Origin of the sequence: Massilia atriviolacea (assembly GCF_003953935.1) — a bacterium.
GTDB classification, from domain to species: Bacteria; Pseudomonadota; Gammaproteobacteria; order Burkholderiales; family Burkholderiaceae_D; genus Telluria_A; species Telluria_A atriviolacea.
This window is the reverse complement of the sequence record NZ_RXLQ01000006.1, coordinates 32,268-55,321: the sequence shown is the minus strand read 5'-3', so window position 1 is coordinate 55,321 and position 23,054 is coordinate 32,268. Positions and strand designations below refer to the sequence as shown.

At 66.9% G+C, this 23,054-nt stretch carries 20 protein-coding genes; 16 read left to right on the top strand and 4 right to left on the bottom strand.

Annotated features, from left to right (window positions below):
* Positions 1–14: 14 nt before the first annotated feature.
* From EJB06_RS12515 to EJB06_RS12505, 3 genes are all read left to right on the top strand, one after another.
* On the top strand, positions 15–746 hold the full coding sequence (locus EJB06_RS12515; RefSeq protein WP_126074371.1) for an ABC transporter ATP-binding protein: 732 nt from the start codon (positions 15–17) through the stop codon (positions 744–746).
* Entirely contained in the window at positions 743–1,927 is a 1,185-nt protein-coding gene (locus EJB06_RS12510) for an ABC transporter permease (protein WP_126074370.1), read from the top strand. The genes EJB06_RS12515 and EJB06_RS12510 overlap by 4 nt, the downstream gene beginning before the upstream one ends.
* Positions 1,928–1,993: 66 nt before the next feature.
* Positions 1,994–2,416: an OsmC family protein gene (locus tag EJB06_RS12505; RefSeq protein WP_126074369.1), complete on the top strand. Its 423-nt coding sequence runs from the start codon at positions 1,994–1,996 to the stop codon at positions 2,414–2,416.
* 110 nt (positions 2,417–2,526) lie between these two features.
* Here the strand turns inward: EJB06_RS12505 and coq7 are convergent, their stop codons facing one another.
* Both coq7 and EJB06_RS12495 read right to left on the bottom strand, forming a co-directional pair.
* Positions 2,527–3,171 carry a 2-polyprenyl-3-methyl-6-methoxy-1,4-benzoquinone monooxygenase gene (coq7, locus tag EJB06_RS12500; protein WP_126074368.1) on the bottom strand — a complete coding sequence of 215 codons (645 nt, stop codon included), beginning with the start codon at positions 3,169–3,171 and terminating at the stop codon, positions 2,527–2,529.
* A gap of 28 nt (positions 3,172–3,199) precedes the next feature.
* On the bottom strand, positions 3,200–3,646 hold the full coding sequence (locus EJB06_RS12495; RefSeq protein ID WP_126074367.1) for a hypothetical protein: 447 nt from the start codon (positions 3,644–3,646) through the stop codon (positions 3,200–3,202).
* A 98-nt stretch (positions 3,647–3,744) separates the two neighbouring features.
* On the opposite strand from EJB06_RS12495, the gene EJB06_RS12490 reads away from it, so the two are divergent.
* The 11 genes from EJB06_RS12490 (at position 3,745) to EJB06_RS12440 (ending at position 18,349) form a co-directional block, all read left to right on the top strand.
* Positions 3,745–4,524 carry an ABC transporter ATP-binding protein gene (locus tag EJB06_RS12490; RefSeq protein ID WP_126074366.1) on the top strand — a complete coding sequence of 260 codons (780 nt, stop codon included), beginning with the start codon at positions 3,745–3,747 and terminating at the stop codon, positions 4,522–4,524.
* A gap of 3 nt (positions 4,525–4,527) precedes the next feature.
* Positions 4,528–5,724 carry an ABC transporter permease gene (locus tag EJB06_RS12485; RefSeq protein ID WP_126074365.1) on the top strand — a complete coding sequence of 399 codons (1,197 nt, stop codon included), beginning with the start codon at positions 4,528–4,530 and terminating at the stop codon, positions 5,722–5,724.
* 223 nt (positions 5,725–5,947) lie between these two features.
* Positions 5,948–6,838 carry an ABC transporter ATP-binding protein gene (locus EJB06_RS12480; protein WP_126074364.1) on the top strand — a complete coding sequence of 297 codons (891 nt, stop codon included), beginning with the start codon at positions 5,948–5,950 and terminating at the stop codon, positions 6,836–6,838.
* Between the two features lie 11 nt (positions 6,839–6,849).
* A complete protein-coding gene (locus EJB06_RS12475; RefSeq protein WP_126074363.1) occupies positions 6,850–10,416 on the top strand; it encodes an ABC transporter permease/M1 family aminopeptidase in 3,567 nt (1,188 codons plus the stop codon).
* Positions 10,417–10,435: 19 nt separating this feature from the next.
* The gene (locus EJB06_RS12470) at positions 10,436–10,957 is read left to right on the top strand and encodes a hypothetical protein (protein ID WP_126074362.1); all 522 of its coding nucleotides are present in this window, start codon (positions 10,436–10,438) and stop codon (positions 10,955–10,957) included.
* A 158-nt stretch (positions 10,958–11,115) separates the two neighbouring features.
* Entirely contained in the window at positions 11,116–14,574 is a 3,459-nt protein-coding gene (locus EJB06_RS12465) for a response regulator (protein WP_126074361.1), read from the top strand.
* On the top strand, positions 14,574–15,401 hold the full coding sequence (locus tag EJB06_RS12460) for a CheR family methyltransferase (RefSeq protein ID WP_126074360.1): 828 nt from the start codon (positions 14,574–14,576) through the stop codon (positions 15,399–15,401). Before EJB06_RS12465 ends, EJB06_RS12460 begins: the two co-directional genes overlap by 1 nt.
* Positions 15,398–16,000, top strand: a complete 603-nt coding sequence (locus EJB06_RS12455; protein ID WP_126074359.1) for a chemotaxis protein CheB — start codon at positions 15,398–15,400, stop codon at positions 15,998–16,000. The genes EJB06_RS12460 and EJB06_RS12455 overlap by 4 nt, the downstream gene beginning before the upstream one ends.
* Positions 15,997–17,175 (top strand): hybrid sensor histidine kinase/response regulator, encoded by a 1,179-nt coding sequence (locus tag EJB06_RS12450; RefSeq protein ID WP_126074358.1) that lies wholly within the window; start codon positions 15,997–15,999, stop codon positions 17,173–17,175. Before EJB06_RS12455 ends, EJB06_RS12450 begins: the two co-directional genes overlap by 4 nt.
* On the top strand, positions 17,172–17,849 hold the full coding sequence (locus EJB06_RS12445; protein ID WP_126074357.1) for a hypothetical protein: 678 nt from the start codon (positions 17,172–17,174) through the stop codon (positions 17,847–17,849). The genes EJB06_RS12450 and EJB06_RS12445 overlap by 4 nt, the downstream gene beginning before the upstream one ends.
* On the top strand, positions 17,846–18,349 hold the full coding sequence (locus tag EJB06_RS12440) for a hypothetical protein (protein WP_126074356.1): 504 nt from the start codon (positions 17,846–17,848) through the stop codon (positions 18,347–18,349). Before EJB06_RS12445 ends, EJB06_RS12440 begins: the two co-directional genes overlap by 4 nt.
* On the opposite strand, the gene EJB06_RS12435 is transcribed toward EJB06_RS12440, so the two are convergent.
* Positions 18,324–18,932 carry a TetR/AcrR family transcriptional regulator gene (locus EJB06_RS12435; RefSeq protein WP_126074355.1) on the bottom strand — a complete coding sequence of 203 codons (609 nt, stop codon included), beginning with the start codon at positions 18,930–18,932 and terminating at the stop codon, positions 18,324–18,326. The two genes, EJB06_RS12440 and EJB06_RS12435, sit on opposite strands and share 26 nt — an antisense overlap.
* A 112-nt stretch (positions 18,933–19,044) precedes the next feature.
* Between EJB06_RS12435 and coaE the strand changes: the two genes are divergently transcribed.
* Both coaE and coaD read left to right on the top strand, forming a co-directional pair.
* A complete protein-coding gene (gene coaE, locus EJB06_RS12430; RefSeq protein ID WP_126074354.1) occupies positions 19,045–19,650 on the top strand; it encodes a dephospho-CoA kinase in 606 nt (201 codons plus the stop codon).
* A gap of 3 nt (positions 19,651–19,653) precedes the next feature.
* Positions 19,654–20,808, top strand: a complete 1,155-nt coding sequence (coaD, locus tag EJB06_RS12425) for a pantetheine-phosphate adenylyltransferase (protein WP_126074353.1) — start codon at positions 19,654–19,656, stop codon at positions 20,806–20,808.
* Positions 20,809–20,922: 114 nt separating this feature from the next.
* Here coaD and EJB06_RS12420 read toward each other — a convergent pair whose 3' ends face one another.
* On the bottom strand, positions 20,923–23,037 hold the full coding sequence (locus tag EJB06_RS12420; protein WP_229427050.1) for a TonB-dependent receptor: 2,115 nt from the start codon (positions 23,035–23,037) through the stop codon (positions 20,923–20,925).
* Positions 23,038–23,054: the final 17 nt, after the last annotated feature.

Here is a 23,054-nt window from a genome sequence, read left to right as displayed (position 1 = left end):
GCCCCGAGGCCACGATGATTGTCGTAAACGATGTACGTAAACAATTCGGCAGCCTGCAAGCGCTGGGCGGGGTCAGCTTCGCAGCGGCCGACGGCCAGATCACGGCGCTGCTGGGGCCGAACGGCGCCGGCAAGACCACCCTGCTGCGCCTGCTGGTCGGCCTGCTCAAGCGCGACCAGGGCACGATCAGCATCGGCGGCGTCGATCCGGCCATCGATCCGATGGCGGTGCGCAAGGATATCGGCTTCCTCACCGACCAGTTCGGCCTGTACGAGCGCCTCAGCACGCGCGAGTACCTGGCTTATTTCGGCGAACTGAACGGCATGACCCTGCCGGCGGTGCAGCGCCGCATCGATGAAGTGGCCGACCTGCTGGTCATGCACGACATCCTGGAGCGGCGCGGCAAGGGCTTTTCGCAAGGCCAGCGCATCAAGGTGGCGCTGGCGCGCACCCTGCTGCACAAGCCGCGCCACCTGCTGCTGGACGAACCGAGCCGGGGGCTGGACGTGATGAGCACGCGCGCCCTGCGCACCGCCCTCGCCGCCCTGCGCCGCGAAGGCTGCTGCGTGATCATGGCCACCCACGTGATGCAGGAAGTGACGCACCTGTGCGACGACGTGATCGTCATCGCCAAGGGGCACACCGTGGCCCAGGGTTCGCCCCAGGAACTGTGCCGCCGCACCGGCATCAGCAACCTGGAAGACGCCTTCGTCAGCCTGGTCGGCGAAGAAGGAATCTCCGCATGAAGCCGGCGTTCCTCATCGTCTTTCTCAAGGAATTCAAGGAAACCCTGCGCGACAGGCGCGCGCTCGGCCTGCTGGCCCTGTTCACCCTGATGTATCCGCTGATGCTCGGTTACATGCTGAACCAGCAGATCAAGCGCGCCACCCAGGCCGAACGCGAGGGCATGGAACTGGCCGTGATCGGCGCGGCCCAGGCGCCCAACCTGATGGCGCAGTTCAAGCAAAAGAACATCACCGTGCAGCAGGTGGCGGACATGGACGAACACGCCATCGGCGAACTGCTGCGCGCGCGCAAGGTGGTCGGGCTGCTGCGCATCGATCCCAAGTTCGGCCAACACTACCAGGCCATGCGCCCGGCCGAAATCGAGCTGTGGTACGACTCGGCCAGCGACAACGGCCAGCGCCAGCGCGATGTGGAGGAAGTGCTGCAGCATTACAGTTCCGGCATCAGCAGCGCGCGCCTGCTGGCGCACGGGGTCTCGCCCGCCACCATGACGCCGATCCGCCTGCAGCGCTACGACACCGGCAGCACGGCGGCGCGCTCGGCCGGGCTGATCGGCGCGATTCTCGGTTTCCTGTTTTTCCCGGCCTTCATTTGCGGTTTGTCGGCGGCGGTCGACAGCACCGCCGGCGAACGCGAGCGGCGCTCGCTGGAAGTGCTGATGGCGCAGCCGGCCAGTCCGTGGTCCCTGATCGGCGGCAAGTGGCTGGCGGCCGGCTCGCTGGCGGTGATCGGCATCACCCTGGAGCTGGCGCTGGCGCATGCGGTGCTGTCCTGGCTGCCGCTGGAGGAAATCGGCATGAGCTGGCGCGTCACCTCGGCCCAGCTGGCCTGGGTGTGCGTCGCCACCGTGCCGCTGTCCCTGCTGGCGGCCGGCCTGCATATCGCCCTGGCCATGAATGCGCGCTCGTTCAAGGAAGCCCAGAGCGTGCTCAGCCTGGTGACCCTGATCCCGATGCTGCCGGGGCTGGCGGTGTCGATGCTGGAATTGAAGACGGCCACCTGGATGTACGTGGTGCCGATGCTGTCGAACCAGACCTTGCTGCGCGAACTGGCCAAGGGCCAGGAACTGGGCGTGCTGCCCTTCGTGCTGACCTTCCTCAGTTCGATGCTGCCGGCGCTCGGCGCGGTCGCCTTCGCCAGCTGGCGCATGAAGAGCGAGCGCTACGTGCTGTCGGTCTGAGCGCCGGCGGGCGCGTCCGGCGCGCCTCCATTACAATAGGCCGGGGAACAATTATCGGAGAATGGAATGGAAGTGAGTGTCAGCTGGAACGGCCCGTCGGGCATGAGTTTTCGGGCGCAAACGGGGTCGGGCCACATGGTCAGCATGGATGGCGCGCCCGAAGGCGGCGGCCACAACCTGGCGCCGCGGCCGATGGAAATGGTGTTGCTGGGAACCGGCGGGTGCACCGCGTATGACGTGGTGCTCATTCTCAAGCGCGGCCGCGAAGATGTGCGCGGCTGCGACGTGACGCTCAAGGCCGAGCGCGCCGACACCGATCCCAAGGTATTCACCAGGATTCATTTTCACTTCACCGTGAGCGGCAAGAACCTGAAGCCGGCGGCGGTCGAGCGCGCCGTGAGCCTGTCGCACGACAAATATTGCTCGGCGTCCATCATGCTGGCCAAGACGGCCGAGATCACGCATTCCTTCGAGATCGTCGAAGGATAAGCCGGCGACCTCCGCGCGCCAAGGCGGCCCTTGGCGCGCGGACGACGAATGCCGGCGGCGGATCGACGATCGGCACTCACGGCAGCGCCGTGGAACCTTCGCTATCGACCTCAAACGTAATACGCGGTCGTCGTCATCACCTTGGCCATCGCCTTCATCATTGCCTGCACCGGCGCCGGCACCGCCACGGCGCCCAGGGCCTGCGCCGCCGCGCCGTGCGCAATCTCGTCGATGCGCATCTGGTCCACCACCGCGCGCGACTTGGCGTCCTGCGCCGGCAGCATGCTCAGATGGCTGTCCAGGTGCGCCTCCACCTGGCGCTCGGTCTCGACCACGAAGCCCAGGCTGCGCGCGTCGCCCAGTTGCGCCGCCACCGTGCCCAGCGCGTAGGCGCCCGCGTACCACAGGGGATTGAGCAGGCTCGGCCGCGAACCGAGCTCGGCCAGCCGCTGGGCGGTCCACGCCAGGTGGTCTTCTTCCTCGCGCCCCGCTTCGGCGAACTGGGCGCGCATCTCCTCGGTCTTGGCAAAGCGCGATTGCGAGTTGTACAAGGCTTGCGCACAGACCTCGCCCACGTGGTTGACCCGCATCAGGCCGGCGCTGAGGCGCTGTTCGGCTTCGTCGAGCTGGCCGTCGTCCGCGTGCGCCGCCGGGGTCGGTCGCGATGCCGAGGCCACGCCCGCGATCACGCGCAGGGCCTTGTCCATGCTGACGATCAGCTGGTCGAGTGGATGGATGGATCGTTGAACTGGCATACGCTGTCCCGGTGGCGATAAAACGCCATTATAGAACCTCCGCTGCGGGCGGGTCGCCGGTATCCGGCGCGGCCTGGGCCTCGATCCAGTCGAGCAGGGGCCCGCCGGCATCGATGCCGGAAATGTTTTTCGCCACGCCCAGGTTCAGCTTCAGCAGGAAGGGAATGGTGTCGGACGGCACGTCCGGGCAATGCGCGGCAAAGGCGGCGGCAAAGCGCGGCGACGATACCACCGGCACCACTTTCGCCCCGCTCATGAACTGCAGCACGCTGGTGATGGTGTGGCCCTTGCCGATGGTGTGATAGATGAACTGGTTGAAGGCCCGGTCGACCTTCTTGAAATCGATGGTTTCGGGGGTCATCAGCCCGGCCAGGTAGTACAGGCCGAGGGTGACGCGGAAGTACGCGGTCCACTCGGCCGCGTTGCGCCCGCTGCTGGCGACGGCAAGAACTTTTTCTTTGATGGCACTGTCCATGGCCCCATTATCCACATTTCCAGCCCGATTTGGCAGGCTGCCGCGCTTGCGGCGCCGAATTTGTACTGCTACCCTCACGCTTTGAGAGAAGGAACCCGATGATCGAGGTGAAACACCTGGCCAAGCGCTTCGCCGCGACGGTACACAAGGAGCGGCGCGCCCGCCAGCGCGACGTGCGCGAGAGCGATGGCTGGTTCCATGCGGTGCGCGACGTCAGTTTTGCCTGCGCGCCCGGCGAAGTGCTGGGCCTGCTGGGCCCGAACGGGGCCGGCAAGACCACCACCCTGCGCATCCTCTCGACCGCGCTGCGCCCGGACGCCGGCAGCGCCTTCATCGACGATATCGATATCGTGGCCGATCCGATCAAGGCGCGCCAGCGGGTCGGCTTCCTGTCCGGCAGCACCGGTCTGTACGGACGCCTGAGCGCGCGCGAGAATGTCGAGTATTTCGGGCGCCTGCACGGCATGGCCCCGGCCCGCCTCAAGCAGCGCTGCGACGCCCTGTTCGAACAGCTCGACATGCACGCCTACGCCCACAAGCGCGCCGATGACTTGTCGACCGGCATGAAGCAGAAGTGCGCCATCGCCCGCACCGTGGTGCACGAGCCGCAGGTGGTGATCCTGGACGAACCGACCACCGGGCTGGACGTGATGTCGGCGCGCGTGCTGCTCGACTTCATCGCCAGCTACAAGGCGCTGCGCATTCCCCTGATCTTTTCCACGCATCACCTGCACGAGGTGGAAAAACTGTGCGACAGGGTCTGCGTCATCAACCGCGGCCGCAGCGCCTTCAACGGCAGCGTGGCCGAGCTGCGCGAGCTGGGCGGCAGCCACGACCTGTACGATGCCTTCGTGCATGTCATCAACCAGGAAGGCTGAGCCATGTGGACCGTGTATTGCAAGGAATTGCTGGAACTGCTGCGCGACCGCAAGACATTCATCTTCACCCTGCTGTTGCCGATCGTCGCCATGCCGCTGATTTTCGGCGGCCTGGGCTATCTGTCGTCGACCATCTTCAAGAAAGCCCAGCACAAGGAGCTGACCTACGCCGTGTTCGGCAAGGAACATGCGCCCGGGCTGAGCGAGCGTTTCAAGCACGAAAAAGGCTTGCGCGAAGTGCCGCTGGCCGATGCGGGGGCGATCAAGGCCGCCATCGATGCCGACCGCATCACCTTCGCCATCGTCATTCCCGCCGGTTTCGAAGCGGCCATGGCGGCGCACCGCCAGGCGCGCGTGACCCTGCATTACAACAACGCGGTGGCGCTCGACATGACCCACAAGCGGGTGGCGGCGGTGATCCAGGCGCATAACGGGGCGCTGCGCGAGCAGGCCCTGTCGGCCATGAACATGAGCCAGGCCGAGCTGCGCTTTGCGCTCAATCCGATCGAGCTGGAAGAGTTGTCGACGGCCGGCACGCGCGAACGGGTGGGCGCGCTGGTGGGCGGCTTCCTGCCCTACATCCTGCTGATGGTGTGCCTGATGGCGGCGATGTACCCGGCCATCGACCTCGGCGCCGGCGAGAAGGAACGCGGCACCCTGGAAACGCTGCTGCTGGCGCCGATTTCGCGCACTGCGCTGGTGCTGGCCAAGTTCCTGGTGCTGTTTACGGTGGGACTGACCTCGGCGCTGCTGATGGTGGCCAGCATGGGCTTGCTGCTGGGCGTGTTCGGCGGCTCGCTGGAGGGCGGCCTGGCGCAGATGGTGCGCGCCATCGGGGCGCGCGACCTGGCGATGGTGGCGCTGATGCTGGTGCCGACGGCGGCGATTTTCGCCTCGATCCTGCTGTCGATTTCGATCTATGCGAAGAGCTACAAGGAAGCCTCGGGCATGATTTCGCCGCTGATGATGCTGCTGATCGTGCCGATCGTGGTGGCCATGATGCCGGGCGTGGAGCTGAACTGGTTCTGGTCGATGGTGCCCCTGACTAATGTCTCGCTGGCAATGAAGGAATTGGTCAAGGGGACCATGGATTACCGCATGTTTTCGGCGATCCTGCTGTCCACCACCCTGATCGCCGGGGCGCTGCTGGCGTGGTGCAGGTGGTGGTTCAACCGCGAAGATGTGTTGTTCCGGAATTAAGTTGAACGCCTGCCCGGTCGGGCGGGCGCTCGCGTTGCCGCCCCCGCCTGCCCGGGGCGACGGTGGCGACTCCCACACCCCCATTTGTGCAATCTGAGCCCATCAAAACGCCGCATGTCGCAATGGGCGGCCGCTGGACGGTCAAATTTTATACAATGCAACTCTAAAAGTACGCCCCGCTATCCGCAGGGCGTACATACAGCGACCGTATCAGGAGTCAGGCATGGAATTACGCATCAGGAATTTATCCAAGACCTACGCGAATGGCGTAGTTGCCTTGGATAAAGTTACCCTCACCATCCCCAGCGGGATGTTCGGCCTGCTCGGCCCGAACGGGGCGGGCAAGTCGACCCTGATGCGCACCCTGGCCACCCTGCAGGAGTGCGATGCCGGCTCGGTCTTCTTCGGCGACCTCGACGTACTCGACGACAAGGACGACATCCGCCGCCTGCTCGGCTACCTGCCCCAGGATTTCGGTCTCTACCCCAAGGTCACGGCCTACGAACTGCTCGACCATTTTGCCGTGCTCAAGGGCTTGTCCCAGCGCGGCCGCCGGCGCGAAGTGGTCGACGGCCTGTTGCAGCAAACCAATCTGTTCGAAGTGCGCAACCAGCGCCTCGGCACCTTTTCGGGCGGCATGCGCCAACGTTTCGGCATCGCCCAGGCCTTGCTGGGCGACCCGCAGCTGATCATCGTCGACGAACCGACCGCCGGCCTCGACCCGCAGGAACGCGTGCGTTTCCACAACCTGCTGTCCGACATCGGCGACGACAAGACCGTGCTGCTGTCGACCCACATCGTGTCCGACGTGTCGGACCTGTGCGCCAACATGGCGATCATCAACAAGGGCCACGTGCTGCTGTGCGGCGAGCCGCAAAAGCTGATCGACGATATCGACGGCAAGATCTGGGCGCGCTTCGTCGCCAAGCATGAGCTGGCCCATTTCCAGCAAGCGCACGCGGTGATCTCGACCCGCCTGCTGACCGGCCGCACCCTGATTCACGTGTATGCCGAACAGGATCCGGGCGAGGGCTTCGAGCCGGCCGCCGGCGACCTGGAAGACGTCTACTTCGCCACCATCGCCGGACGCCACGTCGCGGCCAGCAACTGTTGAAGGTGGCCTCCATGTTGGCAATCGCACTGTTCGAAGCGCGCCAGCGGCTCAAGCTGCTCTCGACCTGGGTCTACTTCGGCATGTTTTTCGCGCTGGCGATGCTGTGGATGGCCGCCGCCGGCGGCGTCTTCAAGGAAGCCCACATCACCTTCGGCGGACGGCTGTTCATCAACGCCCCGCGCTCGGTCTCGCTGACGGTCGCCTTCCTCGGCTGCCTGGGCGTGGTGGTGATGGCCGCGATGATGGGCCGCTCGGTGCAGCAGGATTTCGAATACGATATGCACCACTTCTTCTTCAGCGCCCCGATCGCCAAGCACGACTATGTGTTCGGGCGCTTCATCGGGGCCGCGCTGACCCTGGCGGTGGTGTTTTCCAGCATCGCGCTGGGCGCCTGGCTGGGCAGCTACATTCCCGGCATCGAACCGGACCGGCTCGGTCCCTCCGGGCTCTGGATGTTCCTGCGGCCCTATCTGTTCATCACCTTGCCGAATATCTTCATCTTCGGCGCCATCTTCTTCGTGCTGGCGGCGCTGACCCGGCGCATGCTGCCGGTCTACGTGGCCAGCGTGGTGATGATGATCGGCTACATCGTCGCGCCCTCGCTGGCGCGCGACCTCGACTACAAGACCCTGGCCGCGCTGATCGACCCCTTCGGCACCACCGCCCTGATCCGTGTCACCGAATACTGGTCCATCGCCGAGCGCAACAGCCGCGAGATTCCCTTTGCCGGCGTCTACCTGTTCAACCGCGCGCTGTGGTGCGGCTTCGCGCTGGTGGCGCTGCTGCTCGGCTACTGGCGCTTCCACTTCATCGGCGGCAGCGAGGGCCGTCCGGCCGGGCGCAGCGAGGGCGAGGCCGCCGCGCGCCTGTCCCACAGCGCCCTGGCGACCCAGGAAGCGCCCGACTTCCTCCAGCGCAGCCTGGCCCTGCTGTTGCTCAAATCGGGCTGGCTGAACCTGCGCGAGTCGGTCAAGGACATCTACTTCGCCGTGATCGCCCTGGCCGGCGTGCTGGCCGTGTTCGGCGCCTCGCTCAACCTCGGCTCGATGTACGGCACCAATACCTATCCGGTCACCTACCAGGTGCTGGAACTGGTCAGCGAGACATTCTCCCTGTTCATGCTGGTCGTGACCACCTTTTATGCGGGCGAACTGGTGTGGCGCGAACGCGAAGCGCGCGTGGGCCAGATGCTGGACGCCCTGCCGCTGCCGAGCTGGGTGCCGATGCTGGCCAAGCTGTTCGCCCTGATCGGCCTGCAAGTGCTGATGCTGGTGCTGGTGATGATCGCCGGCATGCTGATCCAGCTGTTCCGCGGCTACTTCGCCATCGACGTCGGCCTCTACCTGCAAAGCCTGTTCCTGATCCAGCTGCCGCAATACGCGCTGGTGGCGGTGCTGGCGATCGCGCTGCAGGTGCTGATCAACCACAAGTACCTGGCGTACTTCGCCATGATCGTGTATTACCTCGCCACCATCACCTTCGGCTCGCTCGGCCTCGACCATCCGATGCTGCTGTACGGCACCACGCCCTCCTTCGTGTATTCGGACATGAACGGGTACGGCCACTTCCTGGTGCGCGAACGCTGGTTCGAGCTGTACTGGGGAGGCGCGGCGCTGATGCTGCTGGTGGCTTCGCTGGTGTTCTGGCCGCGCGGCTGCAACGCCGAACTGGGCAGCCGGATCCAGCTGGCGCGCCGCAACCTGAGCCTGCCGGTGCTAGCCACCTTCGGCGCCGGGCTGGCGCTCTTCCTCGGCACCGGCGCGCTGCTCTACTACAACCTGCACGTCGCAGGCGACTACCAGACCGCCTGGCAAAAAGACCAGACCCGCGCCCAGTACGAGCTGCGCTACAAGCCATTCGCGGCGTTGCCGCAGCCGCGCATCACCGGCGTCGACCTGAAAGTGGCGATCGTGCCGGAGCAGCGGCGCCTGACTGTCACCGGCGTCTACCAGCTCGAGAACAAGGGCAGGCGCCCGATCGAGCAGGTCTTCCTAAGCCAGGACCGCCTGGCCAGCCTGAAAGTGCGCTTCGGCCAGAAAATCACGACGCTGGTCAGCGACCGCGAGCGCGGCTTCTACGGCTACAAGCTGGGCACGCCATTGCAGCCGGGACAGCGCCTGGCGCTCGAATTCGATGTCGAGTTCGAAGCACGCGGCATCCTCGGCCTGGAATCGGACACCCCGGTGCTGGCCAACGGCACCTTCTTCAACAACAGCCAGTTGCCGCGCATCGGCTACCAGCCGGCGGCCGAGCTGGACAACGACCGCGACCGCAAGCGCCACGGCCTGGGCCCGCACGCGCCGATGCGCGCGCCGACCGATCCCGCGGGCCTGGCCAACAACACCCTGTCGGCCGATGCCGACTGGATCGACTTCAACGCCGTCATCAGCACCAGCCCGGAGCAGATGGCGATCGCCCCCGGCATCCTGGAAAAGGAATGGATGTCGGCCGGCCGCCGCTATTTCCATTACCGCATGGACAAGCCGATCCTGAATTTCTACGCCTTCCAGTCGGCCCGCTACGAGGTGCGGCACGACCGCTGGCAGGATGTGACGATCGACGTGTTTTACCACCCGGGCCACGACGTCAACGTCGAGCGCATGATTCGCGGCGTCAAGGCCGGGCTCGACTACAACTCGAAGCATTTCAGCCCTTACCAGCACAAGGTGCTGCGCGTGGTCGAGTTTCCGCGCTATGCGGCGTTCGCGCAGTCCTTCCCCGGCACGATCCCGTTTTCCGAGAGCGTCGGTTTCATCGCCCGGGTCGACGACAAGAATCCCAAGGATATCGACTACCCCTTCTACGTGGCCGCGCATGAAGTGGCGCACCAGTGGTGGGGACACCAGCTGGTGCCGTCGAACACGCGCGGCGCCACGGTGCTGAGCGAAACCCTGTCCGAGTATTCCGCCCTGATGGTGATGCAGCAGCAGGTCGGCCCGGAGCGCATGCGGCGCTTCCTGAGCTATGGCCTGGACAAGTACCTGTTGGGCCGCGCGCTGGAAACCCGCTACGAGCTGCCGCTGTCGCACAATGAAAACCAGGGCTACATCCACTACCACAAGGGCGCGCTGGCCATGTACCTGCTGCAGGACGTGCTCGGTGAACGGAAGGTCAACGCCGTGCTGCACCAGCTGCTGACCAGCCACGCCTTCCACGGCGCGCCGTATCCGAGCGTGCTGGCGCTGACCGACGGCCTGCGCCGCGCGGCCCCGCCCGAGTACGCCTACCTGGTCGACGACCTGTTCGAGCACATCGTGCTCTACGAAAACCGCGCCACCAGCGCCAGCGCCACCAGGCGCGCGGACGGCAAGTACGAGGTGGTGCTGCGCGCCAGTGTCGCCAAGCAGCGCGCCGGCAAGCTGGGCGACGAAACCGAAGCGCCTGTGCGCGATGTGATCGAATTCGGCGTCGACGACAAGGATGGCAAGCCGCTGCTGCGCGAACGGCGCATCGTCGACAGCAAGACCGTCAGCGTGACCATGGTGGTCGGGGCGCTGCCGTACAAGGCCGGCATCGATCCGGACAACAAGCTGATCGACCGCAAGCCGGGCGACAATATGATCGAGGTGGAGCAGTAAACGCCAAAAAAGGAAACAGATGCGTCAAGGCGGGTATGGCAGGTCTGCGCGGGGCTGGAAAAAGCTGCTCGCCGCCCTGGCCGGCGTCGCGGCATCGGACTGGCCGTGGGTGCGGAGACGGTCTACCATTACGTGCGCTATGGCGCATTGGCGTCGGGCGCGCCGGAGGGTTCCGCATCGGAGCGCGCTGCGGCTTGCTGGCGAGATCTGGCCTGATCCGGCCGGCCGCGCCATCCATGTCGAGCCCTCCACCGACACGGGCGGCTGCATGCGTCCCGCAGCGGTGGTGTCGCGTTTGCGCGCGCTCGCGGCAGCCTGGCCGGCGGTGACATCCTGCGTGAAGCGGCATCTGGAACCCAGAGTGACGTCCGGGCTGGATGAACTGGCAAACGCGGGGTGTTATTGCGGGAGCAAGACCGACACCGCCCCGGCGCTGAAACAGCTCGCTTCGCTGAGAAAGGTTTTTGCCAGCGCCAGCGCGACCCCGCCCGCCGCCATCGCCGAAGGGCAATCCGGGGCGCGCAGGTACGGCTGCCGCTGACCGTCAGGCCGGACAGGGCGTCGTCAACACGCCCGTACCTGGCAAACCCCAGACCTGGCCGGCGCCAGGGACCTGACACTTGTACAAGGTCCGCCCCGAATCTTGCGCGTCAAATATTTCTTTTCGTATAAACTTCCACCTTTTACGTGGAAGATAGCATGCCGAGCGTCAAAACGATGGACCAGACCGGCTTTCGCCGCATCCTCGCCCGCAACGTCGCCTTGCCGTTGGCGATCGGCGTCGGCAGTGCGCTCATTTTCGTTGCCGTCATTACCTATTTGCTGTCGGTACTGAGCATGGTGGAGCACAGCGAAAAGGTGATCGGCCACGCCAACGAAGCGGCCAAGCTCTCGGTCGACCAGGAATCGGGCTTGCGCGGCTACTTGCTGAGCAACGACGAATCCTTCCTCGCCCCCTACACGGTGTCGAAAGGCAAAGCCGCAGCCACCCTCGAAGCCCTGTCCAAGCTGGTGGCCGACAATCCGCCCCAGGTCGAGCGCCTGCGCCAGATCGGCGCGATGCAGGAGCAGTGGAATGTCTACGCCAACAACGCGATCGCCCTGCGGCGCGCCAACAGCGACGTCATCACCCTCGTGCGCAGCGGACGCGGCAAGGTCGCCTTCGATGAAATCCGCACCACCTTCGACGAATTCCTGGCGGTCGAACAGCGCCTGCTGCAACAGCGTAACGCGAGCGCCCAGACCGTGACGCGCTGGGGCGTGGCCCTGTACCTGCTGGTCAGCCTGCTGCTGTCGGGCGTGCTGGCCTACTTCGGCCGGCGCGAGCTGATGCGCCTGTCGGACGTGTTCGGCGAAGCCATCGACCAGCACCGCAGCCACGGCGAAGCGCTGGAACGCCAGGCCTGGCAGCGCAGCGGACAAACCCAGCTGGCCGAGCGCAGCATCGGCCACAACAGCCTGACCAGCCTCGGGCGCGCCACCCTCGATTTCATGGCCGAATACACCGGCGCCGCCGTCGGCGCCCTGTACGCGCGCGAGGAAGACGGCAGCCTGCGCCGCATCGCCGGCTTCGGCATGAGCCGCGAAGAAACCGAACGCGAGGTGCGCTTCAACGGCGCCGATACCCTGGTCGGCCAGACCCAGCTGTGCAAGCGCATGATCGTGATGGAAAACCTGCCCGACCATTACCTGAAGGTCAGTTCCGGCATCGGCAGCGGCAGCCCGCGCCATCTGGTCCTGGTCCCGGTCGACAACGACGGCGCGGCCAACGGCGTGATCGAATTCGGTTTCCTGAACGAGCCGCGCAAGCGCGACCTGGAATTCCTGGAACTGGTGGCGCCGAACATCGGGCGCGCCATCGAAGCGGCGCTGGCGCGCCGCCGCCTGCACGACGCGCTGGCCGAAACCCAGCAGCTCAACGAAGAACTCCAGGTGCAGCAGGAAGAACTGCGCACCGCCAACGAGGAACTCGAAGAGCAGTCGCGCGTGCTGGAGGAATCCCAGACCATCCTCGAAAACCAGAAGGCCGAACTGGAACAGAGCAACGAACGCCTGGCCGAACAGGCCAACGCGCTCGATGAAAAGAACAGCGCCCTGGGCGTCATCCAGCACGAGCTGGAAGAACGCGCGCTCGACCTGCAGCGCGCCAGCAAATACAAGTCCGAGTTCCTGGCGAATATGTCGCACGAACTGCGCACCCCGCTCAACAGCTCGCTGATCCTGTCCAAGCTCCTCTCCGAGAACGCCAAGGGCAACCTGGAACCGGAGCAGATCCAGTTCGCCAACACGATTTACGCGGCCGGCAACGACCTGCTGAACCTGATCAACGACATCCTCGACATCTCCAAGGTCGAAGCGGGCAAGCTCGAACTGACGCCGGAAGACATCGCCCTGACCGAGCTGGCCGACACCATGCGCCATACCTTCGGCCCGCTGGCCGGCCAGAAGCAGCTCACCTTCACGTCGACGGTGGAAGCCGGCGCCCCGCTTACCCTGCATAGCGACGCCCAGCGCCTGCAGCAGATCCTCAAGAACCTGCTGTCGAACGCGATCAAGTTTACCGATGCGGGCGAGGTCTCGCTGAAGATCGCCGCGCGCGCCGACGGCATGCTGGCCTTTACCGTGCGCGACTCGGGCATCGGCATCGCCAGCGACCAGCATGCGATCATCTTCGAAGCCTTCCGCCAGGCCGACGGCACCACCAGCCGGCGCTACGGCGGCACGGGCCTGGGCCTGTCCATTTCGCGCGACCTGGCGGCCCTGCTGGGCGGCTCGATCGCGATCGACAGCACGCCAGGCAAGGGCAGCACCTTCACCCTGCTGTTACCGAGCACCCTGCCGGCCGGCACCCCCGGCCTGCCGGAAGCGCCCGCCCCTGCGCTTGCGAGCGCGGCGCGCGCCGCCGCGCCGGCGCCGGCATCGGCCCTGCGCGCCCCCGTGTTTGCCGATGACCGCGAGCGCGCCACGACGCCCGGGCGCAGCGTGCTGGTGATCGAGGACGACGTCTCGTTCGCGCGCATCCTGTTCGACCTGGCGCACGAAATGCAGTACCGCTGCCTGGTCGCGCACAGCGCCGCCGACGGCCTGCAGGCGGCCAACGACTTCCTGCCGGACGCCATCCTGCTCGACCTGGGCCTGCCCGACGGCTCCGGCCTGGACCTGCTGCAAAAGCTCAAGGACAATCCGCGCGCGCGCCACATCCCGGTGCACATCGTCTCGGCCAACGACCGCGCCGAAGCGGCCATGCAGCTGGGCGCGATCGGCTACGTGATCAAGCCGGCCACGCGCGACCGCCTGAAACAGGTATTCCAGACGCTCGAAGGCAAATTCACCCAGAAGCTCAAGCGCGTGCTGCTGGTCGAAGACGACGAACGCCAGCGCGAGAGCGTGGTGCAGCTGATCGACGACGCCGATGTCGAAATCACGGCGGTGGCCACCGGCGGCGAAGCCTTCGCGCTGCTGCAGGCCGGGATCTACGACTGCATGATCATCGACCTGAAGCTGCCCGACATGCAGGGCCACGAACTGCTGCGCAAGATGGCGGCCGAAGAAATCGTCTCCTTCCCGCCGGTGATCGTCTACACGGGCCGCAACCTGACCCGCGCCGAAGAAGCCGAACTGCTCAAATATTCGCGCTCGATCATCATCAAGGGCGCGCGTTCGCCCGAACGCCTGCTCGACGAAGTCACGCTGTTCCTGCACAAGGTCGAGTCGCAGATGTCGGCCGAGCGCCAGAGCATGCTCAAGACGGTGCGCAGCCGCGACCGCGTGTTCGACGGCCGCCGCATCCTGCTGGTCGACGACGACGTGCGCAATATCTTCTCGCTCACCAGCGCGCTGGAACAGAAAGGCATCATCGTCGAAGTCGGCCGCAACGGCTTCGAAGCGCTGGAAAGGCTGGACCAGATTGCCGAGATCGACCTGGTGCTGATGGACGTGATGATGCCGGGCATGGACGGCCTGGAAGCGACGCGGCGCCTGCGCGCCGATCCGCGCTTCGCCAAGCTGCCGGTGATCGCCATCACCGCCAAGGCCATGAAGGACGACCAGGAGCAGTGCATGAAGGCCGGCGCCTCGGACTACCTGGCCAAGCCGATCGACCTTGACCGCCTGTACTCGCTGCTGCGGGTCTGGCTGCCGAGCATGGAGCGGCTCTGATGCATACCCCGGACAGCATCAGCATCGAGCTGCGCCTGCTGATGGAGGCGATCTATCTCAAGTACAGCTACGACTTCCGCGACTACTCGGGCGCCTCGCAAAAGCGCCGCGTGCATCATGCGCTGCACCAGATGGATTGCGCCAGCATCTCCGAACTGCAGGCGCGCGTGCTGCACGATCCGGACGCCTTCATGCAGCTGCTGCAGTACCTGACCATCCCGACCAGCGAGATGTTCCGCGACCCGGCCTACTTCCAGGCGCTGCGCGAGCATGTGGTGCCGCACCTGTCCACCTACCCGTCGCTGAAGATCTGGATCGCCGGCTGCAGCACCGGCGAGGAAATCTATTCGATGGCGATCCTGCTGAAGGAAGAAGGACTGCTGGAGCGCTCCATCATCTACGCCACCGACATCAATCCGCATTCGCTGGAACGGGCGCGCAAGGGCGTATTCGCGCTCGACCGCATGCGCGCCTACACGGCCAGCTACCAGATGGCGGGCGGGCGCGCCGCGTTTTCCGACTACTACACGGCCGCCTACGACGGCGCCCTGTTCGACCGCAGCCTGGTGGAGAACGTCAGCTTCGCCGACCATAGCCTGGCGACCGACAGCGTGTTCTCAGAAACCCACCTAATCAGCTGCCGCAACGTGATGATCTACTTTAACCGCAAGCTGCAGGACCGCGCGCTGGGCCTGTTCCACGAATCGCTGTGCCACCGCGGCTTTCTCGGCCTGGGCAGCAAGGAGAGCCTGGACTTCTCCTCGCACGCGGACGCCTTCGAGCCGCTGGTCAAGGCCGAGCGCATCTTCCGCAAGGTGGCGCCATGAGCGCCGTGCATGACAGCTTGCTGGCCGGGCGCAGGATCGACGCCGTCGTCATCGGCGCGTCAGCCGGCGGCATCGACGCCCTGCTGCGCATCCTGCCGGCGCTGCCGCAAAAATTCGGCTTTTCGGTGACGGTGGTGCTGCACCTGCCGGACGACCGCGACAGCCGCCTGGCCGGCGTCTTCCAGCAGCACCTGCCGATGCCGGTGCGCCAGGCCGACGACAAGATGGGCGTGGAGGCGGGCACGGTGTACTTCGCCCCGCCCGGCTACCACCTGTCGATCGAGCGCGACCTGACGTTTTCGCTGAGCCAGGAAGACCCGGTGCATTTTTCGCGCCCGGCCATCGACATCCTGATGGAGTCGGCCGCCGACGCCTACGGCAAGCGCCTGGCCGGCATCCTGCTCACCGGCGCCAGCGCCGACGGCGCGGCCGGCATGGCGCGCATCGCCGCCTGCGGCGGCCTGACCGTGGTGCAGGACCCGCAGGACGCCGAGATAGCGACCATGCCCGCCGCCGCGATCCGGCTGCGCGCACCCGACGCCGTGCTGCCAGTGCCCGCGATCCGCGCGCTGATGGGCGCGATGATGGAGAACCAATGAAGAGCGACCAACAAAAAATCAAGCTCCTGATCGTCGACGACCTGCCCGAGAACCTGCTCGCGCTGAGCAAGATCATCGAACAGGACGACCGCATCATCTACCAGGCCGGTTCGGGCGAGGCGGCGCTGTCGCTGCTGCTCGAACACGACTTCGCGCTGGCCATCCTGGACGTCATGATGCCAGGGATGGACGGCATCGAACTGGCGGAACTGATGCGCGGCACCGAACGCACGCGCAACGTGCCGATCGTGTTCGTCAGCGCGGCCGGGCGCGAACTCAATTACGCCTTCAAGGGCTACGAGACCGGCGCCGTCGACTTCCTCTACAAGCCGCTCGACATCGCGGCCGTCAAGAGCAAGGTCAATGTGTTCGTGGCCCTGTGCCAGCAGCGCAACGAGGTCAAGCGCCAGGTGGCCGAACTGGAAGAGAGCCGGCGCGAGCTGCGCGCCACCCAGGTCGAACTGGAACGCTCGGTGAAGATGCGCGACGACTTCATGTCGATGGTCGCGCACGAACTGCGCACGCCGCTCAACACCCTGTTCCTGGAAACCCAGCTGCGCGGCATGCAGCTCGATAAAGGCAATATGGCGGCCTTCAGCGAAGAGAACATGCGCAAGATGGTGGCGCGCGACGGACGCCAGATCCAGAGCATGATCCGCCTGATCAACGACATGGTCGACGTCTCGCGCATCCGCAGCGGCAAGCTGTCGATCCGCCCGGCCGAAACCGAACTGTCGGCGCTCCTGTCGCGCATCGTCAACGACCTGGCGCAGCGCACCGAGGCGGCCGGCAGCACCATCGAACTGCATGCGCCGCAGCCGGTGGCCGGCGTGTGGGACGAGTTCCGCGTGGAGCAGATCATCATCAACCTGCTCACCAACGCGCTGCGCTACGGCGGCAGCAAGCCGGTGAAGATCAGCCTGGAAGTACGCGGCGAGCATGCCTGGATCGAGGTGCGCGATCAGGGCGTGGGCATCGCGCCGGAAGACCAGTTGCGCATCTTCGCCCCCTTCGAACGGGCCGGCACCAAGGATGTGCGCGAGGGCCTGGGACTGGGCCTGTACATCGCGCGCCAGCTGGCCGAGTCGCACGACGGCACGCTCGATGTCGACAGCGCGCCGAACCGGGGAGCAGCCTTCCGCCTGGCCTTGCCCTTGCGCGGATCGCACGCATGAAGCGGCGCCGCCTTGTCCTGAAGCTGGCGCTGCTGGCTTGCATGGACCGCGCCGCTGCGGCCGTGGCGCCGCGCCACGGCCAGCACGGCATGGTGCTGTTCGGCGGCGCCGGCGGGCTGTATGCCTCGCACCTGCCGATGCTGCGCGCACCGCACGACCGCCAGGCGATCCTGCAGATCCGGCTGGCCGACCCGGCGCTCGACGCGGCCCTGCGGCGCCGGCTCGATGGCAAGACGGCGCTGTGGACCATCGCCCCGGAACACTTCGACCTGGACCGGCTGGCGCCCGACAGCGCCGATCCGCTGCGCGCCTTCCAGGCCGACCTGGTGCAGGGCCACTTCGAGCGCGGCGGCGCCACCCGCCACAAGGGGGCGACGGTGCTCGTCGACCAGGTGCTGGCTTTCCGGCCGCTGCTGCCGGTCTTCGTGGCCAGGCCCACGGCGCGCTACCTGCAGGTGGGTAGCGGGGCGGCGCGTTTCCTGGTCAAGCAGATCGACAGCCGGCCCGATGTCGATCACATCGTCGCCATCCGCACGCGCCCGGATGCGCCGGGCGATACGCTCGAGGTGCCGAAAAAAGCGCTCGCGCGGACCCCGGATGCGGTCCTGGCGCGCCGGCTCGATGGTGCGCGCATCCTCGGCACCATCTACTTCGACAAGGCCGACCTGGCATGAGCGTGCCGGACGCCTACCACGGCCTGTGGCGGCGCCAGGGCATCTGGCGCAGCGACGGCAGCAGCGACAGCACCACCGTGGTGCTGTGGTTCCAGTCGGCGCACTGGCACATCGACTCGCGCGGCTTCGCCGGCACCACCGTGGTGCAGGGAGCGCGCTGCGAATGGCATCCCGCGATCGCCTATCCCCCACTCGGCCCCGGCATCGATGCGGGCACGATGCGCTTCGACGGCGCCGACACGGTCGAAGAAACCGGCATCGACGGCAGCTACCGCGAACTGTGGGTGCGCATCGACGCCGGCCCGGTGCGCGCGCAGCGCTTCGCGCGCGACGACGGCGCGCTGGCCTGGCTGATGAGCGGCGCCGCCTGGACGGCGTGGGCGCACGGCCATCCCGGCGGCATGGCCCACTTCAGTATCGCCAGGGGCGATGCCGCAACCCTGCCGCCGCAAGCGGGCAGCGGCTGGCGCGCCACTACGCCGGCGGCTCGGCGTCGATAAAGCGGCGCACCAGTTGCGCGGCCATCGGCGCCGCGAACCCCGCCGGCATGCCGGCCGGCGCCACGCTGGCCAGTTGAAAAGTCCCCTCCATCATCGCCAGCAAGGCAGCCGCCAGCGCCTGCGCGTTGGCCGTGCTTTTGCCGTGCGCGGCCAGGCTGGCCGACAGCAGTTCGCGCAGCAGCGCCGTTTCGGTATCGATGGCGTGCCGGTAGGCTGCCCGCACCTCCGGCTGGCGCACCGCTTCGGCGCCGATCACCACCCACGCGGCCACCGCGCCCGCGTCCGCACCCTCGCCCAGGCCCAGGCGCGCGTCGATGTAGGCGCCGAGGCGCTGGCCGTCGTCCTGCGCGTCCTGCGCGAACGCCTGGTAGCGCTGCTGCGCCGCCCCGGCGAGCGCCTTCACCAGCGCCAGCAGGATGTCGGCTTTGCTGTGAAAATGGTAGTGCAGCAGGCCGGGCGTGAGCCCGGCGCGGCGCGCGATCAACTGGATGGTGGCCTTTTCGTAGCCATGTTCGGCCATCGTGTCCATCAGCGCCTGCACGATCTGCGCGCGGCGCTGCTCCGAATTCGGCTTCCTCGACATACGTGTTGTCACTTAAATTGGTTGATTGACCAAATTATACTTGTTTTCCGCGCCGGCTTTCGCTAACCTCACAATATTGGGTGAGCAACCAAATAATCGAACGGAGCACGAAATGAGCGCAACACCCCCCAGGGTACTGGTGCTGACCGGCGGGATCGGCAGCGGCAAGTCGACCTTCGCCCGTGCATTCGAAGCGCTGGGCGTGCCCTGCATCGATGCCGACGCCCTGGCGCGCACCGTGCACCAGGACCCGGCGCATCCGGCCACGCTGCAGATCGCGCGCGCCTTTCCGCAGGCGATGGCGGCGGACGGCAGACTGGCGCGCGGCACCCTGCGCAGCATCTTCGCGCTCGATGCGGACGCCAACGAGGAACTCAAGCGCATCCTGCGCCCGGCGGTGCTGGCGCTGGCCGCGGAATGGACGCGCCGCCAGCAAACGCCGTACGTGGTGTGGGAGTCGGCGCTGGCGATGGACCAGGCGCTGCCCGCGACGAGGGTGCTGGTGGTCGACGCCGCGTACCGCAACCGCGCCGCGCGCATCGCCCTGCGCAATCCCGACTGGACCCGCGCCCAGGTAGCCGGCGTGGTCGCCATGCAGCTGGCGCGCGCCGACTACCTGGCGCGCGCCGACGACGTGGTGGAAAACGACGGCACGCTCGACGAGGTGCGCGTGCTCACCGAACAACTGCATCGCAAATACACCGACCTTTGGAGCTGAACCTTGAAAAAAATCGCCTTCTCCGGCACGCTCGATCCGATCACCAACGGCCACCTGTGGGTGATCGGCGAAGCGCGCGAACTGGCCGACGAAGTCGTCGTCCTGATCTCCGAAAACCCGTTCAAGAAGCCGCAGTTCCACGCCGCCTCGCGCAAGGACATCGTCGAACGCAGCGTGGCCGCGCAGGGCTGGACCAATGTCAGCGTGGTGCTGGTGCGCGGCGACTACACGGCGCGCGCGGCCAAGCGGCTGGGCATCGACTTCCTGATCCGGGGCATCCGCAACACCTCGGACTTCGATTACGAGAACCTGATCCAGCAAGCCAACGTCGACGTGCTGCACGGCGCCAAAACGCTGTTCGTGATGCCGCCGCGCGACCTGGGCTCGGTCAGTTCGAGTTTCGTGCGCGGCTTGCAGGGACCGGTCGGCTGGCACTGGACCACGCGCCAGTTCATGCCGGCGCCGGCCTACGCCGCCTGGATCCTGGACTGGCTGCGCAAGGAATGGGACAGCCTGTGGCCGGCCGATGACGCCAACGCCGGCGCCTGGTTCGCGCGCCTGACCGGCGAGAGCGCCTACGGTGCCGAGGCACGGCCGTATCACAACCTCGATCACCTGGTGCACGGCCTGACCGAGATCACGGTGTGGGCGGCCAACGCCGGCGCCGGTGCGGCGCAGATGGCGATGCTGAAAAAGGCGTTCTGGTTCCACGATGCGGTGTACGGCGGCGGCAGCGGCAGCGGATCGAACGAAGAACAGAGCGCGCAGCTGTGGCTTTCGTCCGCTCTCGACAGCGGCGCGGCGGCCGGCGAGGTGGCTGCCCTGATTCGCGCCACCGAGCATCTGGCGCCGGCGGCGGCGCGCCATGCGCTGCAGGACGTGATGCAGGGCGTGGACCTGGCGATCCTCGGCCAGGCGCCCGATGTGTACGACGGCTATGCGCGCGCGGTGCGGGCCGAATACCGGCACATCGAAGAGGCGGACTATCTCGCCGGGCGCGAACGCATCCTGGCGCATTTTCATGCCCAGGCCAGGGCGGGCACGCTGTATCCGGATGCGTATTTCGCGGACCTGTACAACGAACGCGCGCAGGAGAACCTGGCGCGCGAGCTCGATACGCTGCGCGAGCGCCAGTCGTTTGCGGGCGAATCGCCGTAAGCGCTGCGGCCCAGCGCGACGGCGGCGGCATGCTGGCGGTGCGCTATGGCCTGATGTACGCGCAGCAGACAACGCACCCGGCGCGCGCGTTCCCGTCCCTGTCCGAAGCGCCGATCAGAAGAAGTAGCGCAGCGACGCCCCGCCCTGCGCGCGCGGCACGGTCGACACCAGCAGGCCGGCGGCAGTGCCGTAGGCGATGTCGCTGGCGAACCGGTGCGGCTGCAAGGTGGCGAACAGCGCACCCTGGAACCTGCCGATATCGTAGCTCGCCTTGACGTCGTAGCGCACGAAGGTCGGCATGTCGCGCCGCACCGATGGCGTGCCGCTGTAATACGGATTGCGCGCGCTGACGTACACGTCGCCGTTGACGGTCAGCCTGCCCGCACCGATCACGCTGCGGTGCTGCGCGCCCGCCTTCCAGGTATGCGCCGGCACCGACAGCAGCGCGCCCGCGCCGGGGGCCGGGTTGTCGAGCCGCGCGCGCAGGATGCGGCCGTAGCTCAGCGAAGCGCTGAAGGTGTTGTCCGGCTGGTAGCGCACATCCACTTCCAGGCCCCGGCGCGTGGTCTGGCCCGATGCGACAAAGACGTCGGGCGCGCTGTTGACGATGTCGTCGTCGTTGCCGATCGCGTACAGCGCGCCGGCGAGGCGCCAGCCGCCCGCCACTTTCGCATTCAAGCCGATGTCGTGCGAGCGCACCTTGCTCGGATCGATGGCCGCGTTGACCCTGCCGCCGGCGGCGCCGAGCGGGCCAGGGCTGCCGCTCGCGCTGATCTGCTCCGCAGCCGGCGAGCGCAAGCCCTGGGCGACATTGGCGAACAGCTCCAGGTCGGGCAGCACGGTCCAGATGGCGCCGTATTTCGGCGTGAGCACCGAGCCCTCGTAGCCGGTCGAGGCGGCGGGCAGCTTGCGGTTCACCAGGTCGTAGTCGAAGCGGTCGTAACGCGCGCCGGCATGCAGCTTCACCGTCGGCAGGATGCGGTACTGGCCCTGCACGAAGGCGCCGTAGGTGAGCAGGTCGAGCTGCTGGTTGTTGACGTAGTTGGCGGTCGGCTGGCGCAGCAGGTACTGGCGGCGCAGCGCGTCGCCCTTGTCCCTGCGCGTGTCGGCGCCCACGGTCAGCACCGCACGGTCGCCGACGACCCAGGTATGGCCGGCGCGCGCGCCGCCGATGCTGCGATCGTCGTAGCCGAAGGTGTGGCCGCTGGCGCTGGTGGCGATGGCGCGGCTGCGTTCGAAGTCTTCCGCATACACGGTAGCGAACCAGCCGGCCTCCCCGCGCGCGGGTGCGCGCTTGAACACCAGCGAGGTGCGCTGCGCGGCGCCGAAGCCGGGCAGGTTGAACTGGACCGAATGCGGATCGAGCCCGGCCTGCAAGGCCGGCAGCGACAGGTAGCCGGCGCCCGCGTAGTCCGAGCGGTAGTAGCTGGCGCGCAGGCTGTAGAGACCATCGCCGATCGTGGTCGACAGCTTCCAGAACAGGTTCTCGCGGTCGTTGCCGCCGCCGTGGCGGAAGCCATCGCTGCGGTAGCGCTCCGCCACCAGCAGCGAGCGAACGTTCGCATACTCGCCCGACAGGGTCAGCGAGCCGCGCCGGCCGCCGTGGCTGTCGAGCGTGAGCGCGGCGCTGGACGGGGTGGCGGCGCCGCCCTCGCGCGTGGCGATGAACACCGAGCCGGCCCGGTTCTGGTCGCCGTACAGGGCCGATACCGGGCCTTTGACGACGTCGACGGTGTCGATCATGTCGGCGCTCATCCATTCGAGGAAGGCCGGTCCGTGGCCGGCCCCGCCCTGGCTCGACGGGATATTCTGCGGCACGCCATCGATGCTGATGGCGGTGTCGGCGCCGTGCGTGCCCTGGGTGGCGAAGCCGCGCATGCGAAAGCCGTTGCCGGTGTCGCCCTGGTCGATGTTGTTGGCGACCACGCCCGGCACGCGCCGGAAGATGTTGGAAATGTCGCGCCCCAGATTGAGTGTGGCGATCTCCTGCGCCGTGATGGCGCTGACGGTGCCGGGCAAGGCGCGCGCCCTGGCGCTGGCGGCGGCGCGCCCGTCGTCCTCCTTGCTGCCCCTGATTTCCACGACCTGGGTGTCGCCCGCAGGCGCAGGCAGGTCGGCGGCGGCGTTGGCGGGCGCGGCGCTTCCCAGCGCGCAGATCAGCAGGACGGCACGGTGAACCGGGCGCAGAGACAGTGCGGGCGGCCGGGGAAGGCGCAATACGGATGGCAAGATGACGGCTCCAGGAT